Raw genomic sequence first — 15,903 nt, 5'->3', positions numbered from 1 at the left:
CGAGCTAGTGTCATGCCCACGTAATTCTTTTTTTGGCATCCTGTTGGCGCGCTTTCGCATGCCCTCTTCGCCGGGTCCGTGCGTCGCGACAACAGGCGGTCGGCCGCGCCCGCATTTTATGACGTCGGCCTTATTTGGCATGCACCCTTGTCGGCTATGTGCTCGAAGAATGACGAATTCGAGGAATGATGGCGATATTCACGGGGTCCGAGGAATTGACTCTTTCGAACATGCTGCGCGCGGCCGCGCTCGTCCAGCCCGACCGGACCGCCGTTTCCTGCGGCACCGATCGACTGACCTTCCAGCAGCTCAGCGACCGTAGCGAGCACATCGCCGACCACCTGCGGCAACTCGGCGTACGGCCGGACGAGCCGGTCGGCATCTACATGGAACCGTCGGTCGATCTGATGGCCAGTGTGTGGGGCGTGCTGCACGCCGGCGCCGCATATCTGCCGTTGTCACCCGAGTATCCGGACGAACGCGTTCGGTACATGGTGGTGGACTCGCGCACGAAGGTCATCCTGGCCGACGCTGCGCTGACATCCAGACTGGCCGCGATGGCACCGCCGGAAACGAGGATCATCACCCTCGCCGAGGCGGCCGCCGGCGCTTTCGGCAGCCCGGACAAGACCGGCACGGACGAGACCGGCACGGACACGGCCATCCCCGCCGCAGAAGCCCGCCGCCCCACCCGGGGCGACGACCTCGCGTACGTCATCTACACCTCCGGGAGCACGGGCAACCCGAAGGGCATCGGCGTCGAGCAGCACAGCATCGTCGCCCAGATGCGCTGGATGGCCGACGAGCAGGGCCTCGGCCGGACCCGGACGGTGCTGCAGAAGACGCCGCTGAGCTTCGACGCGGCCCAGTGGGAGATCCTCGCGCCCGCCTGCGGCGCGAGCGTGCTGATGAGCGAGCGCGGGGTCTACGCGGACCCCAACGGCCTGCTCGACCTGATCACCGCCCACGAGGTGACGACCATTCAGGGCGTCCCGACGCTCATTCAGGCCCTGGTGGACAGTGGCCGGTTGCCGGGCTGCACGTCCCTGACGCAGATCTTCAGCGGCGGCGAGGCACTCACCAAGAGCCTCGCGGTCGAGGTCTTCGACGCGCTGCCGGACTGCGACCTGATCAACCTGTACGGCCCGAGCGAGTGCACCATCAACTCCTCGGCGCTCACGGTCGACCGGGACGCGGTACGCCAGGGTCCGGACCACATCTCGATCGGGCACCCGGTGCGGGGCCTCGACTTCCACATCCTCGACCACGACCGGAAGCCGGTGGCGCCCGGCGAGTCGGGCGAGCTGTACATATCCGGCGTCCAGGTGGCCCGCGGCTACCTGAACCGCGACGACCTGACGGCCGAACGGTTCCTCCCGAACCCGTTCTCCGACGACCCCGCCCACGACCGCCTGTACCGCACCGGCGACCTCACCCGCTGGAACGACGACGGCACCGTGCAGTTCCTCGGCCGCACCGACAGCCAGGTCAAGCTGCGCGGGTTCCGGGTCGAGCTGGACGAGATCAAGGTGTCCATCGAGTCCCACGACTGGGTGAAGCGGGCCGCCGTCCTGGTCCGCAACGACCAGCGCACCGGCGCCAACCTCATCGCGTTCATCGAACTCGACCCCAACCAGGCCTCGCTGATGGACCAGGGCAACCACGGCGCCCACCACCAGTCGAAGAAGAGCAAGGTGCAGCTCAAGGCGCAGCTCGCCGGCCTCGGCGTGCGCGAGGAGCCCGGCCTGCCGGCCGTGGCGCTGGAGGGTCGCCAGGAGACGCCCGAGCAGCGACGCACCGCGTTCGCCCGCAAGACGTACCGCTTCTACGAGGGCGGCGAGGTCACCAGGGACGACGTCCTGGACCTGCTCGCCCGCCCGGTCGGCGCGACGGCGTCCGCGCCCCGCACGCCGGACACCCTCACGCCGGCCGAACTCGGCGCGCTGCTGCGCAACTTCGGCCGGTTCACCAGCGCCGAGCGGCTGCTGCCCAAGTACGGCTACGCCTCCCCGGGTTCGCTGTACGCCACCCAGCTCTACCTGGAGCTGTCGGGCGTCGCGGGCCTCGAACCGGGCTACTACTACTTCCACCCGGTCGACCACAGCCTCGTGCTCATCGCCCCGGCCCCCGCCGGGCAGCCGCGGCTGAAGGCCCACTTCGTCGGGAGCCGGTCGGCCATCGAGGCGGTCTACCTCAACAACGTCCAGGAGGTCCTGCAGTTCGAGGCCGGTCACATGGTCGGCCTGTTCGACCACGTGCTGCCCGGCTACGGCCTGCGGATCACCGCCCGGGCCGGCGAGCCCGCCGTCAAGGACCTCCTGGGCTGCCCCGGCGAGGACTACTACCTGGCCACCTACGAGGTGGAGAGCGCCGCGGCCCCGGCCGTCGCCGACCCGGTCGAGCTCTACGTGCAGGCCCACCCCGGCCGGATCGCCGACCTGCCCGCGGGCCAGTACCGCTACGCGGACGGCGAGCTGGTCAAGGTGTCCGACGAGCTGGTGCGCAAGCAGCACGTCATCGCGATCAACCAGGAGGTGTACCAGCGCGCCGCCTTCGGGGTCAGCATCCTCGGCCGCGCGGACGAGCCCTGGCAGCGCTACACCGACCTCGGCCGCGAGCTGCAGCGCCTGCAGATGAACGACGTCGGCCTCGGCCTCATGTCCTCCGGCTACAGCTCGGAGACCGGCAACCCGCTGTCGGCCGCCCGCCGCATCGCGGAGATCGTCGGGCTCGGCGCGGAGACCGCCTCCTACTTCGCCGTCGGCGGCCGCATCAGCGAGGAGCAGCGGCTCGGCGAGGGCATGAAGGAGGACTCGGTCCACATGCGCGGGCCGGCCGAGATCGTCAAGGACAACCTCGCCGACGCGATGCCGCCGTACATGGTGCCGAACCGGGTCACCGTGCTGAACGCCTTCCCGCTCACCCCGAACGGCAAGGTCGACCACCAGGCGCTGCGCGAGCTGGACAAGGCGGCGGTGGACGACACCGATGCGCCGGTGGTGCTGCCGCGCACGCCCACCGAGGAGGCGATCGCGGCGCTGTGGCGGACGGTGCTGAAGCACGAGCGGGTCTCGATCCGCGACGACTTCTTCGGCTCCGGCGGGCACTCGCTGACCGCGGTCAACCTGATCAGCCGGATCAACAAGGAGCTCGGCGCGGGGCTGCCGCTGCAGGTGCTGTTCGAGGCGCCGACCATCGCCGAGCTGGCCCGGCGGGTGGACCGCGAGCCGTCGACGGCGTCGTCGCGCCTGGTGCGGCTGCGCGCCGGGGAGGAGGGCCGCCGGCCGGTGTTCTGCTGGCCCGGGCTCGGCGGCTACCCGATGAGCCTGCGCCTGCTGGCGAGCCGGCTCGGCCTGACGTCGCCGTTCCTCGGTGTGCAGGCCCACGGCATCAACGCCGGCGAGACCGCCTACCCGACGTTCGACGAGATGGTCGCCCGGGACATCGAGCTGATCCGCGAGGTCCAGCCACAGGGCCCGTACACGCTGTGGGGCTACTCCTTCGGTGCCCGGGTCGCCTTCGAGGTGGCCTACCAGCTGGAGCGCGCCGGCGAGCAGGTCGACGAGGTGATCCTCCTGGCGCCGGGCAAGCCCCCGGTGGAGGCGCACCTGGAGGCGCCCGCCGACGCGGCGGCCAGCTTCACCGACCCGACGTTCGTCGCGATCCTCTACTCCGTCTTCTCCGGGAACCTGGAGCAGTCGGCGGTGGAGGAGTGCATCGCGGCGACGCGCGACGGGGCGAGCTTCGTCGACTTCGTCTGCGGCCGCTTCGAGCACCTGGAGCGCGACCTGGTGCGCCGGATCACCGACGTGGTGTGGCGGACCTTCCTGTTCGAGTACGCCCCCGAGGAGCTGGCCGAGCGCACCGTCTCGGCGCCGGTCACGGTGTTCCGGGCGGACGCGGACCAGCCCTCGTTCATCGACTCGGGCTACGCGCTGACCGCGCAGGCCCCCACGATCACCCAGCTGAAGGCCGACCACTACGGCCTGATCCGCTCCGGCGGAATCGACGAACTCACCTCCGCGATCAAGTCCGCACGGCTCATGAGGAAGGTCACCGGCGTGCCCCACGTCAACATCAAGCACTTCCCGAACGATCTCGACCCGCAGCAGATCTCCGACCTGGTCGAGGCGATCACCAGCGCCGTGAAGACCGCGTTCTCGGTCGACGAGGGCGCCGTGTCGATCGCCCTGGAGCCGGTCGAGCAGGAGGCCTGGAACGAGCGGGTCTACCTGCCGGAGATCGTCGAGGGCACCGGAACGCTGGTCAAGGTCCCGAACTACTGAGCCCGTCGACCACACCGGACGCCGGGCCCGGACACCACACCGGTCACACCGGACACCGGGCCCGGCCACCACACCGGACACCACCTCGGACACCGAGCCCGTCCACCACACCGGGCGTCACACCGGACACCGGGCCGGGCCACCACATCCGACGGAGCAGCGGGGAGCAGGCCATGACAGACGGAGGACGGCATGCGTAGGACGATCGCCAGGGCGAAGGAGGACCTCGCCGTGATCGTCGAGCGGGACCCTTCGATCCGCACCCGGAAGGAGGCGCTCCTGCACCCGGCCCTGCCGGCGCTGTGGGCCCACCGGGCGGCGCACGTCCTCCACACCGGGGGGCACCGGCAGACGGCGCGCGTGCTGGCGTACGTGGCGCGCGCCGTGACCGGCGGCATCGAGATCCACCCGGGGGCCCGGCTGGGCCGGCGGGTGTTCATCGACCACGGTGCGGCGGTCGTGATCGGTGAGACCGCCGTGATCGGCGACGACGTGACGATCTTCCACCAGGTGACGCTCGGCGCGGTCGGGTTCTGGCGGGACTCCTGGCGCAAGCCCGGTGCCCGCCGCCACCCGGTGGTCGGCGACCGGGTGGTGATCGGCACGAACGCGATCGTGCTCGGCCCGGTCACGGTCGGGGACGACGCGCTGATCGGTGCCGGCGCCCTCGTGCTGGCCGACGTGCCGGCCGGTGCGCGGGTGATGGCCCCGGCGGCGAAGGTCTCGCAGCGGCCGCCCACCGAGGAGACCTCCCAGCTGCTGCGCACCCTGGCGACGTCCGGGTACTGGTAGCCCGCCCGAGCGCCCGGCCCGCTCCCCATCGGCCGCCCGGCCCTCCCCTCCCCTCCCCCCATTCATCGCAAGTCAGCCCGACCGCAAGTCAGCCCGACCGCCGGTCCCCGGACCGCAGGTCGGCATGCCAACGGAGGCATACGTGATCCATGTAGGTGTCCTGGAGAGCAACCTCTCCGGTTCCGGCTTCGAGGGTCTGCAGATCCTCAAGGAACTCGACTGCCGCGTGACCTTCTTCACCCGCGACCTGGACCGGTACCTCGAAGTGCCGGGCGGCCCGGCCTACTTCGACAAGTACGTCGACGAGATCGTGCACTGCGAGACGAACGTCCTCGACGAGCTGATGCCCCACGTGCGCGCGGCCTCGGCGCAGTACCCGTTCAACGCGTTCCTGACGCTGGCCGAGTACGACGTGGTCGTGGCCGCCGAGGTCGCGATCCTGCTCGGGCTGCCGACGGTGAGCGTGGACGGCGTCGCGACGGCCCGCAACAAGGCGCTGATGCGCCGCCGCTGTGCCGAACTCGGCGTGGCGATGCCCGCGTTCCGCACCGTGCGGACCCCGGAGGAGGCCGCCGCGGCCGCCGCCGAGATCGGCCTGCCGTGCGTGGTGAAGCCGGCCGACGAGACCAGCAGCGCCGACGTGAGGCTGGTGGAGACGGCGGAGCAGGCGGCCGAGCACGTGGCGCTGATCCGGTCACGGGTCGAGAACACCCGCGGTCAGAGCCGCTACCACGAGCTGATGGTCGAGGAGTTCATCACCGGCCCCGAGGTCAGCGTCGAGGTGCTGGCCGAGGGCGACCGCTTCGTGGTGCTCGGCGTGACCGACAAGTCGGTGACCGGCCAGGGCTACTTCGTCGAGCTGGGCCACAGCTTCCCGTCGAGCCTGCCGGAGGCGACGGTCGCCGCGATCGGCGACCTCGCGGTGGAGTCCCTGCGCGCGGTCGGCTTCGACCTCGGCATGGCGCACGTCGAGATCAAGGTGACCCCGTCCGGGCCGAAGCTCGTGGAGATCAACCCGCGGCCCGCCGGCGGGAAGATCACCTACCTGGTCGACCGCGCCCTCGGCATCCGTTCGCTGGAGCTGGTGTCGCGCCAGTACCTGGGCGAGCCGCTGCCGGCCGAGGTCGTGCCGGCGAAGCCGGTCGGCGGCGCCGCGATCCGCTACCTGACCGCCCCGGCCGGCCGGGTCGTGTCCGTCGGCGGCCAGGACCGCGCCGCCGCGCAGCCCGGCGTGGAGGAGGTCGTCGTCAAGCCGAAGCCCGGCGACGTCCTGCACGAGGTGCGCCGCAACGGCGACCGCGCCGGTCACGTCCTGGTGATCGCCGAGAGCGCGCAGCTCGCGGCGCGCACCGCCGAGGCCGCCGCCCGCGAGATCATCATCCGCACCGAGCCGGTCGCGGCGCGCCCGGTCGCGCGGTCGCTGGTGGACCTGATCGGCGGCACGCCGCTGCTGGAGCTGCCGCTGGACCGGATCGTGGACGGCGCCCCGGCCGGGGCGGCGGTGCTCGCGAAGCTGGAGCTGTTCAACCCGTGGTCCAGCAGCAAGGACCGCGCCGCGCTGTCGATGCTCAAGGCCGCCGAGGAGCGCGGGGAGCTGACCCCGGGCGACGGCACCGTGATCGAGGCGACGTCGGGCAACACCGGCATCTCGCTGGCGGCGCTGGCGGCGGCCCGCGGCTACCGCTGCGTCATCGTGCTGCCGGACAACGCCACCCAGGAGCGGGTGACGATGCTGCGGTCGCTGGGCGCCGAGGTGGTGCGCACCCCGCACACCGGCGGCTACCAGGCGGCGGTGGACAAGGCCCAGGAGCTGCACGAGCAGACGCCGGGCTCGTGGTTCTGCTGCCAGCACGACAACGCGGACAACGTCCGGGCGCACTACGAGTCGACCGGTCCGGAGATCTGGGCCGACACCGAGGGCCGGGTCGACGTGTTCGTGTGCGGCGTAGGCACCGGCGGCACGCTGAGCGGGACCGGCAAGTACCTGCGGGAGAAGAACCCCGCGGTGCGGATCGTGGCGGTGGAGCCGGCGGGTTCGCCGCTGCTGTCGGGCGGCGAGCCGGGCACGCACTGCATCCCCGGCTTCAACGGCGGGTTCATCGCGCCGACGACGGACCGCGAGCTCATCGACGAGGTGATCCCGGTCGCGGACGCGGACGCGCTGCGCACCACCCGTGAACTCGCCCTGCGGGCCGGTCTCATGGTCGGTGTCTCGGCCGGTGCGGTCGTGCACGCGAGCAGCGTCGTCGCGAGCCGTCCGGAGTTCCGGGGCAAGCGGATCGTCACCCTGCTGCCCGACACCGGCGAGCGCTACCTGAGCCTGCTCAACCGCGAGGCCGCGTCGACGCCCGCCGCGCCCGCCGCCACCGCTGCCACCGCTGCCACCGCTGCCACCGCTGCCACCGCTGCCGGGGACGGTGCCCGTTGAGCAGCGGGACCGACGGCAGGCCGCGCCTGCTGATGGTGATGCCGTACCGCCAGTTCGTCCAGAAGGCGCAGGCCGAGGGCTACTGGGTCGGTGCGATCTGGGACGCCCGCCTGGAGTCCCCCGGGTACCTGGACGACGTGCGCGGGCTCGCGGACTTCTTCGTCCTCGCCGACTTCGAGGACCACGAGCAACTCGGCCGCACCATCCGCGAGGTGGCGAAGGAGCAGGGCGCCTCGGTGGTGTACCACATCGGCCGCGAGGAGACGATGGTCACCGCGTACGAGGTGGCCGAGGAGCTGGGGGCGGAGCTCAACCCGGCGTCGGCGGTGCGCTACCTGGCCGACAAGCACGCGATGCGCGACCTGCTGGCCGGGCGCGGCCTCTCCCCCGTGGCCTTCGAGGCCGCCCCGACCCGCCGGGAGGTGCCGGGCGCGGTCGAGCGGATCGGCCACCCGGTGGTGGTCAAGCCCTCCGCGCTCGCCGGCAGCCGCGGCGTGTTCCTGTGGCAGGGCCCGGAGGACCTGGCGGCGTGGACCGCGCTGGTCGACGAGTACGGCTACGACGGCCCGTTCCTGGTCGAGGAGTACCTGCGCGGCCCCGAGTTCAGCGTCGAGACGCTGAGTGAGGACGGCCGCCACCAGGTGGTCGGCATCACCGAGAAGCTGCTCGGCCCGCCGCCGCTGTTCGTGGAGGCCGGGCACGTCCATCCGGCGCCGCTGTCCGACGGCGACCGCGCGGCGATCGAGCGGCTGACCACGGACTTCCTCACGGCCTGCGGCTACCGGTTCGGCCCGGCGCACACCGAGGTGATCCTGACCGCGCGCGGCCCGCGCATCGTGGAGTCGCAGGCCCGCCTGGGCGGCGACCGCATCCCGCGGCTCGTCCAGCTGGCCACCGGCCTGGACGTCGAGCGGGCGGTCTTCGCGAGCATGGCGGGCACGCCGACCAAGGTGCCCGCCCCGACAGCGACGGCCCTGGTCCACTTCTTCACCTTCCCGTCCGGCCGGGTCGACGAGGTCCGCGGCGTGGAGGAGGCGAAGCGGCTCGGTTTCGTCGACGAGCTGAACGTCCGCCTGCGGCCCGGGGACACCGCTCCCGAGGTCCGCGACTCCAAGAGCCGGCACGGGCACGTGGTGGTGTCCGGCGCCTCCCCCGAGGAGGCGCGGGCCCGGCTCGCCGAGGTGCTCGCCACCGTCGAGGTCGTCGTGGACGGCGTGCCGTCGCGCGCGGCCGGCCACACCGGCGCGGTCGGGGCCCCCGCGTGAGCCGCGGCCCCGGCGCGGATCGCCGCGCAGTGCCCGGTCGGTGCTCCGCCCCGGCAGCCGAGCCGCCGACCATCCCGGCAACCCACCCAGCAACCGCTCCAGCAACCAGGAGGTTGGCATGACCGCCCCCGACCCGAACGCACAGGTGGTGTTCGTCGGCTACAACGCGGCGTACCTGCGCGCCATCGACGGGAAGGTCCCGAGCGGGTCCGTCGTGGTGATCGAGGAACCCGACATCATCCGCAAGCGGGAGCTGCAGGACGCGGCCTCGCGCTTCGACTGCCTGGACCGCATCGTCGCGGCCGGCTACCAGCAGTCGACCGAGGCCCTGGACCTGGCGGTCGAGCTGGCCGCCGAGCGTCCGGTCGCCGCCGTCGTGCCCGGCCTGGAGTACGCCGTCCCGGCGACGGCCGCCCTGGCCGAGAAGCTCGGGCTGCCCGGCGCCACCGAGGAGGCCGCGCAGGCGCTGCGCGACAAGGCCCGGCTGCGCGAGGTGTCCGGCGCCGGCGGCGTGCGCAACCCGCGCTGGCGGGAGGTGTTCGGGCCCGAGGACATCCTCGACTTCGCCGGGGACGGCCCGGTGGTCGTCAAGCCGGCGAACCGGCAGGCGAGCGTCGGCGTGCAGCTGCTGGACTCGGTGGACGCCGCCAGTGCGGCGGTGGCTTGGGAGCGGACCTCGTCCGCCTCGGAGTACGAGCAGGTGCCCGACCGCGAGCTGCGCTGGCGCTTCCTCGCCGAAGAGCGCCTGGAGGGGCCGGAGTTCAGCATCGAGGCGCTGGTGCGCGACGGCGAGGTCATCTTCGAGAACGTCACCGCCAAGTCGGTGATCGAGGGGCCGCACCCGGTCGAGCTCGGCCACCTGCTGCCCGCCCCGCTCGACGACGACACGCAGGCCGCGTTCGCCACGGCGATCCGTCAGCTCGTCGCGTCCACGGGCTTCCGGACCGGGATCCTGCACGCCGAGTGGATCCTCACCGAGGACGGCCCGACGCTGGTCGAGTGCGCGGGCCGCTGCCCGGGCGACTACCTGATCGACCTGGTCGACCTGGCCTACGACACGAAGATCCGGCTGACCCTGATCGACCTGCTCGCCGGCCGGCCGGTCAGCCTGCCCGACACGTCCCGGCGGACGTCGGCGATCAGGTTCCTGGCGGCCGAGCCGGGCACCGTCACGGAGATCTCCGGTCTGGAGACGGCCAGGGCGCTGCCCGGCGTGCACGACGCCGAGGTGGACGTCGTGGTCGGCCAGGAGGTCCGCCCGTGGGCGTCGTCCTGGGACCGCGCCGGGCACGTCATCGTGACCGGGCCGGACGCGGACGGCACGCTCCGGCGCGTGCTGGACGCGGACGCCGCCATTCGCATCGCAACCGACTGAGGAACGACATGTCTGTTCTGTGGCAGCGCATCCGCGGTCTGCGCGGGTCCATGCCGGGCGGCTCGGTCGGCTGGCGCCTCGCCGTCATGGCGACGATCAACGCGGTCGGCACGGGCGCCTTCCTGTCCGTGTCGGTGCCCTTCATCACCAGGTCGGTGGGCCTGTCCGAGGGCGACCTCGGCCTCGGCCTGACCCTGTCCGCGACCATCGCCCTCGGCACGGCGATCCCGATCGGCATCCTCGCCGACCGGATCGGCCCCAAGAAGGTGCTGGTCGGGGTCAGCCTGTGGCGCAGCGCCTGCTTCGTGGTGTACCCGTTCGTGCAGAACCTCTGGGAATTCCTGGCCGTGGTCTGCGTCCTGGGGCTGGTGGACAAGGCCGCCGCGCCGATGGAGCAGGCCCTGGTGGGGCAGGTGGTGTCGAGCGACGAGCGGATCAAGATGATCGCGATCCTGCGGTCGATCCGCAACGTCGGCTTCACCGTCGGCGCCCTCGCGGGTGGGATCGGACTGTTGATCGATACCCGGGCGGGGTATACTGGGATCCTGCTGCTGAACGCCACGACGCTCGCGGTGCTCGCCCTGCTGGCCTCCCGGCTCCCGGTGCTGAACGCGCCGGCGTCGAGCCTGCGGCGGCGGTTCTCGATGAGCGTGCTGCGGGACGGGTCGTTCCTGTCGTTCACCGGGATCAACGCGGTGCTGACGATGCACATGACCCTGCTGAGCATCGGCATCCCGATGTGGATCACCGGCCACACCGGCGTGTCGTCCGCGCTGATCTCCCCGCTGGTGGCGGTCAACACCGTCCTCGCGGTCGCCCTCCAGGTGCGGGCCAGCCGCGGGACCGACACCATCGGCGGCGCGGCCAAGGCCCTGGTCCGTGCCGGGTTCTCACTCGCCATCTGCTGCCTGCTGCTGACCGCGGCGCCCGAACTCCCGGCCATCCTGGCGATCGGCGTGCTGCTCCTGGCCATGGTCGCCCTGACCGGCGGCGAGCTGTGGCAGTCCGCCGGCGGCTGGGGCGCCTCCTACCTGCTGGCGGTGCCCGGCCAGGAGGGCGTCTACCTCTCGGTCTTCTGGCTCGGCCTGGCCGTTCAGCAGATCGCCGCACCGGTCCTGGTCAGCCTGGTCGTCACGACCGGGGCCGTCGGGTGGGTCGTGCTCGCCGCCCTGTTCGCCGCCTGCGGCCTCGCCGCGCCGGCGATCGGCCGGTGGGCGCAGGCTCAGGCGGACGCCCGGGCCCCGAAGGAAGAAGAGGCCGCCCTGGCCGAGGCCGGCTAGCCCCGCGGCGACCGACCACCGCGGCACCCGACCGACCCACCGCGGCCACCGACCACCGCGACCACCGCGGCACCGCGACCACCGCGGCACCTGACCACCGCGGCACCTGACCACCGAAGCAACCGACCACCGAAAGACCCGGCCCTTCCGACGGGCCGGCCCTTGTGAAACACACTGAGGAGAGACATGTCCATCCCCCTGTATGTTCCGGCCGGTGGCGGCGAGTTCGCGAGCATCCGCGACGGCCGCAAGAAGACCTACTTCAAGCTGACCACCGAGCAGTCCAACGGGGAGTTCGGCTTCTTCGAGCACCACATGGCCCCGGAGGCCAACGGCGCCGCGCCGCACATCCACGACCAGTCCACCGAGATGTTCTACGTCGTCAAGGGTGAGATCGAGTTCACCATCGGCGACGAGAAGGTCGTCGGCGAGCCCGGTGCCTTCGCCTACGTCCCCAAGGGTGCGCCGCACGGCTTCACCAACCGGGGCAAGGAGGACGCCACCCTGCTGATCATGTTCTACCCGATCTTCAGCCGGGAGGACTACTTCCGCGGCCTGGAGCGCCTCACGGCCAACGGCCGCAACCCCAGCCTTGAGGAGCTGCAGGAGCACATGGCGAAGTACGACCAGCGGATGGTCTGATCCCCGGCAGCCGGCCGGATGACGGAGCCGGGCCCGACAGCGATCCGCTGTCGGGCCCGGCTCCGTTTCGCCCCGCCGCCGCGGGCTCCGAACAGACCTCCGCCGCCACCGGGATCCGGTGGCGGCGGAGAAGAACGGCGAAAGCTCAGAGCGCCGCGTCGATGCCGCGGAAGCGGCGCTGCAACTCGCGGACCTCACCGGCCAGTTCGAGCGACGGGCCGGCCACCTCCAGCCCGGGGACGACGTCCCGCACCGACAGCGGGTTCAGCGGCGAGGTGATCTTCACGCCCCACTCGCCCAGCCAGCCGCGGTACTGCCGCGTCGAGCTCACGTAGACGATCCGGCCGAGGCCCGCCCAGCCGTGCGCGGCCGCGCACATCGGGCAGTGCTCGCCGGAGGTGTAGACGGTCGCCCCCGCCCGCTCCTCGGGGCTCAGGTTGACCGCGCCCCAGCGGGCCAGCTCGAACTCCGGGTGGCGGGTCGGGTCCCCGGTGCTGGACTCGCGGTTGCGGTCCTCCGCGAGGATCTTGCCGTCCGCCGAGACGAGCACGGAGCCGAACGGGTAGTCGCCGGCCTCCACCGCCTCGGTCGCCAGCTCCACGCAGCGGCGCAGGTAGGGCAGGTCGGACTCGGTGACGGCGGCGGCGCCGGCGACGTCGCTCTCGTGCAGGTCGTGGGCGTTGCTGGCCACGGGTACTCCGTCTCTAGGGGGTGGTGATCAGGACCTGTGCGCGGCGACGGTGGCCAGGGCCTGCCACGCCACCTCGGGCCGCAGCGTCTCGTCCGGGTCGCCGAGGTAGGGGTCGAGCAGCACGGTGCCGGCGCCGGTCAGGCGCAGCTGCTCGATGTCGCCGAGGATCTGCTCGATGGTGCCCTCGCCGGCCTTGCGGTCGGGCCCGTCGACGGGCCGGTCGGTCAGCTTCAGGAGGATGCGCGGCGCCAGCTCCGGCACCAGCTGCCCCGCTTCGTCGGCGATGGTCTTCAGCCGGCCGACCGCCTCCGTGAACCACGGCATGGTGAACCGCAGCGGGTGCCAGGGCGCGCCGAAGCGCACGGCCCGGCGCAGCGCGGCGTCGCTGTTGCCGCCGACCCAGACCGGGATCTGCCCGCTGCCGTAGTCGGCCTCGTCGTCCCAGGCGGCCCGCATGGTGCGCAGGTACTCGTCGGTCAGCTTGCCGCGGCGTTCGAAGGGCACGCCGAGCGCCGCGAACTCCTCCTTGGCCCAGCCCACGCCGACGCCCAGGATCAGCCGTCCGCCGCTGAGTTGCTGCAGGTTGGCGGCCATCCGGGCCATCAGCAGGGGGTGGCGGTAGGGCACGATGAGGACGGTGGTGCCCAGCTGGACCCGGGTGGTGATGCCGGCGAGCCAGGAGAGCGTGGTGAAGGGCTCGAAGAACGGCGCCGGATACTGTTTGGCGACGTCCGGGGTGACCGCGACGTGGTCGGAGACCATCAGGAGGTCGAAGCCCAGGCCCTCGACGGTCTTGGCCCATTGGGCGAGGTGTTCCGGGTGCGTTCCGGGACCGAAGTTGGGGACGTTCACGCCTATCCGCATGGCTGTCAGGCTAGCAATTGGCCTTCGCTCGCGGGCGGTTCTTGGCGATGCTTGATCAAATTTGTTGGTGCGGGCGGACGGTGGTGTGCCGTCCGCCCGCGGGGGCCGTCCGTCAGGCGTTGGGCGCGACCCTGGCGAGGCCGTTGATGACGCGGTCCATGGCGTCGCCGCCCTGGGGGTCGGTGAGGTTGGCGAGGAGCTTGAGGACGAAGCGCATCAGCATCGGGTGGGTGAGCCCGCGCTGGGTGGCGATCTGCATGACCTGCGGGTTGCCGATGAGCTTCACGAAGGCGCGGCCGAGCGTGTAGTAGCCGCCGTAGACGTCCTTGAGGATGCGCGGGTAGGCCTGCAGCGCGCGCTCGCGTCCGCCGTCGGTGACGCGGGCGTTGGCCTGGACGATGACGCCGGCGGCGATCTTGCCGGATTCCATCGCGTAGGCGATGCCCTCGCCGTTGAACGGGTTGACCATGCCTCCGGCGTCGCCGACGAGCAGCAGCCCGCGGGTGTAGTGCGGCTGCCGGTTGAAGGCCATCGGCAGTGCGGCGCCGCGGATCGGGTCGGTCATGTTCTCGGGGGTGTAGCCCCACTCCTCGGGCATGCCGGCGCACCAGGCCTTGAGGACCTCGCGCCAGTCCAGCTCGCCGAACGCGGGCGAGGAGTTGAGGATGCCGAGGCCGACGTTGGAGGTGCCGTCGCCCATGCCGAAGATCCAGCCGTAGCCGGGCAGCAGGCGGCGCTGGCCACCGCGGGTGTCCCACAGCTCCAGCCAGGACTCCAGGTAGTCGTCGTCGTGGCGCGGCGAGGTGAAGTACGTCCGGTAGGCGACGCCCATCGGCCGGTCCTCGCGCCGGTGCAGGCCCATGGCGAGGGAGAGCCGGGTGGAGTTGCCGTCGGCGGCGACGACGAGCGGGGCGCGGAAGGTCACCTCCCGCTTCTCCTCGCCGAGCTTGGCGGTGACGCCGACGATGCGTCCGGTGCGGTCGTCCAGCACGGGGCCGCTGACGTTGCAGCGCTCGTACAGGCGGGCGCCGGCCTTCTCGGCCTGACGGGCGAGCAGCTCGTCGAAGTCGGCGCGCTTGCGGACCAGGCCGTAGTCGGGGAAGGAGGACAGCTCGGGCCAGTCGAGCTGCAGCCGCACGCCGCCGCCGACGATGCGCAGGCCCTTGTTGTGCAGCCAGCCGTTCTCGGTGGAGACGTCGATGCCCATGTCCACGAGCTGCTTGGTGGCGCGCGGGGTGAGGCCGTCGCCGCACACCTTCTCGCGGGGGAAGGAGGTCTTCTCCAGCAGCAGCACGTCCAGGCCGGCCTGCGCGAGGTAGTACGCGGTGGTGGCACCGGCCGGGCCCGCCCCGACCACGATGACGTCCGCCGTGCTCTCGACGGTGCTGTCCGGCTTCGTCGGGTCGGCTGCGGTCTCGGACACGGTGGGCACTCTCCTGGAACTACGGCTGGAACGACGACTGGAACGACGGCGACGGCTGGGTCGGAACGACGGCTGCCGCCTCGGGCAGTCTAGGTCCGCTTACCGGGTCCGCTCACGGGGGCGGGGAGGGACGACGGCTACGCGGCGGCGGTCTTGTACGCCCGGTGCAGCGCGACGATCCCGCCGGTCAGGTTCCGCCAGGCCACCTTCGACCAGCCGGCCTCCTGCAGCCGGGCCGCCATCGCGGGCTGGTCCGGCCAGGCCCGGATCGACTCGGCGAGGTAGACGTAGGCGTCGGGGTTGCTGCTGACCGCGGTGGCGACCGGCGGCAGGGCGCGCATCAGGTATTCGGTGTAGACCGTGCGGAACGGCGTCCAGGTCGGCGTGGAGAACTCGCACAGCACGAGCTTGCCGCCGGGCTTGGTGACCCGGTGCATCTCGCGCAGCGCCGCGTCCGTGTCGTGGACGTTGCGCAGCGCGAAGGAGATCGTCACCGAGTCGAAGGTGTCGTCCGCGAACGGCAGCCGGGTCGCGTCGCCGGCGGTGAGCGGCAGCTCGGGGTGGCGCTGCTTGCCCTCGGCGAGCATGCCGACGGAGAAGTCGCACGGGACGACCCTGGCGCCGGCCTCCGCGAAGGGCAGCGAGGAGGTGCCGGTGCCGGCTCCGAGGTCGAGCACGAGGTCCCCGGGTCCGGCGGCCACCGCCTCGGCCACCGCCCGGCGCCAGGCGCGGGCCTGGCCGAGGGAGAGCACGTCGTTGGTGCGGTCGTACTTCGCCGCGACGTCGTCGAACATGGCGGCGACTTCGTGCGGCTGCTTGTCCAGAGAGGCTCGGGTCACGCCCCCATTGTTCACCCT

11 protein-coding genes and 1 pseudogene are annotated in these 15,903 nt (G+C 72.0%); 8 read left to right on the top strand and 4 right to left on the bottom strand.

Features of this window, described 5'->3' with window-relative positions; all coding sequences use genetic code 11:
• The first annotated feature begins 230 nt into the window (after positions 1–230).
• The 8 genes and pseudogenes from ACFVSN_RS32025 (at position 231) to ACFVSN_RS31990 (ending at position 12,068) form a co-directional block, all read left to right on the top strand.
• Positions 231–4,286 (top strand): amino acid adenylation domain-containing protein, encoded by a 4,056-nt coding sequence (locus ACFVSN_RS32025; RefSeq protein WP_387957094.1) that lies wholly within the window; start codon positions 231–233, stop codon positions 4,284–4,286.
• 192 nt (positions 4,287–4,478) lie between these two features.
• Positions 4,479–5,078 (top strand): serine O-acetyltransferase EpsC, encoded by a 600-nt coding sequence (gene epsC, locus ACFVSN_RS32020; RefSeq protein WP_380440007.1) that lies wholly within the window; start codon positions 4,479–4,481, stop codon positions 5,076–5,078.
• 124 nt (positions 5,079–5,202) lie between these two features.
• Positions 5,203–6,456: pseudogene (locus tag ACFVSN_RS32015) on the top strand (ATP-grasp domain-containing protein); the annotation flags it as partial.
• A gap of 45 nt (positions 6,457–6,501) precedes the next feature.
• Positions 6,502–7,506: a PLP-dependent cysteine synthase family protein gene (locus ACFVSN_RS32010; protein ID WP_387957217.1), complete on the top strand. Its 1,005-nt coding sequence runs from the start codon at positions 6,502–6,504 to the stop codon at positions 7,504–7,506.
• Positions 7,503–8,771: an ATP-grasp domain-containing protein gene (locus tag ACFVSN_RS32005; protein WP_387957093.1), complete on the top strand. Its 1,269-nt coding sequence runs from the start codon at positions 7,503–7,505 to the stop codon at positions 8,769–8,771. The genes ACFVSN_RS32010 and ACFVSN_RS32005 overlap by 4 nt, the downstream gene beginning before the upstream one ends.
• 118 nt (positions 8,772–8,889) lie before the next feature.
• Positions 8,890–10,146 carry an ATP-grasp domain-containing protein gene (locus ACFVSN_RS32000; RefSeq protein WP_387957092.1) on the top strand — a complete coding sequence of 419 codons (1,257 nt, stop codon included), beginning with the start codon at positions 8,890–8,892 and terminating at the stop codon, positions 10,144–10,146.
• Positions 10,147–10,154: 8 nt separating this feature from the next.
• Complete coding sequence (locus ACFVSN_RS31995; RefSeq protein WP_380440001.1) at positions 10,155–11,426, top strand: MFS transporter; 1,272 nt, start codon at positions 10,155–10,157, stop codon at positions 11,424–11,426.
• Positions 11,427–11,612: 186 nt separating this feature from the next.
• Positions 11,613–12,068 (top strand): cupin domain-containing protein, encoded by a 456-nt coding sequence (locus ACFVSN_RS31990; protein WP_380439999.1) that lies wholly within the window; start codon positions 11,613–11,615, stop codon positions 12,066–12,068.
• Positions 12,069–12,213: 145 nt separating this feature from the next.
• Here the strand turns inward: ACFVSN_RS31990 and ACFVSN_RS31985 are convergent, their stop codons facing one another.
• The 4 genes from ACFVSN_RS31985 to ACFVSN_RS31970 all read right to left on the bottom strand — a co-directional run bounded on the left by ACFVSN_RS31985 (position 12,214) and on the right by ACFVSN_RS31970 (position 15,885).
• Entirely contained in the window at positions 12,214–12,759 is a 546-nt protein-coding gene (locus ACFVSN_RS31985) for a nucleoside deaminase (RefSeq protein WP_380507544.1), read from the bottom strand.
• Between the two features lie 27 nt (positions 12,760–12,786).
• Positions 12,787–13,623, bottom strand: a complete 837-nt coding sequence (locus tag ACFVSN_RS31980) for an LLM class flavin-dependent oxidoreductase (RefSeq protein WP_387957090.1) — start codon at positions 13,621–13,623, stop codon at positions 12,787–12,789.
• Between the two features lie 112 nt (positions 13,624–13,735).
• Positions 13,736–15,046 carry a geranylgeranyl reductase family protein gene (locus ACFVSN_RS31975; protein WP_380439992.1) on the bottom strand — a complete coding sequence of 437 codons (1,311 nt, stop codon included), beginning with the start codon at positions 15,044–15,046 and terminating at the stop codon, positions 13,736–13,738.
• A gap of 137 nt (positions 15,047–15,183) precedes the next feature.
• Positions 15,184–15,885 (bottom strand): demethylmenaquinone methyltransferase, encoded by a 702-nt coding sequence (locus tag ACFVSN_RS31970; protein ID WP_380439990.1) that lies wholly within the window; start codon positions 15,883–15,885, stop codon positions 15,184–15,186.
• Between the last annotated feature and the right edge of the window lie 18 nt (positions 15,886–15,903).

The organism is Kitasatospora sp. NPDC057904, assembly GCF_042887925.1.
Taxonomy (GTDB): Bacteria; Actinomycetota; Actinomycetes; order Streptomycetales; family Streptomycetaceae; genus Kitasatospora.
The sequence above is the reverse complement of the archived record's forward strand: the minus strand, read 5'-3'. Positions and strand labels throughout refer to the sequence as shown.

Coding starts and splice junctions, on each gene's coding strand:
- ACFVSN_RS31995 (WP_380440001.1), top strand. CDS start 10,155: ATGTCTGTTCTGTGGCAGCGCATCCGCGGTCTGCGCGGGTCCATGCCG.
- epsC (WP_380440007.1), top strand. CDS start 4,479: ATGCGTAGGACGATCGCCAGGGCGAAGGAGGACCTCGCCGTGATCGTC.
- ACFVSN_RS31980 (WP_387957090.1), bottom strand. CDS start 13,623: ATGCGGATAGGCGTGAACGTCCCCAACTTCGGTCCCGGAACGCACCCG.
- ACFVSN_RS31990 (WP_380439999.1), top strand. CDS start 11,613: ATGTCCATCCCCCTGTATGTTCCGGCCGGTGGCGGCGAGTTCGCGAGC.
- ACFVSN_RS32000 (WP_387957092.1), top strand. CDS start 8,890: ATGACCGCCCCCGACCCGAACGCACAGGTGGTGTTCGTCGGCTACAAC.
- ACFVSN_RS32025 (WP_387957094.1), top strand. CDS start 231: ATGCTGCGCGCGGCCGCGCTCGTCCAGCCCGACCGGACCGCCGTTTCC.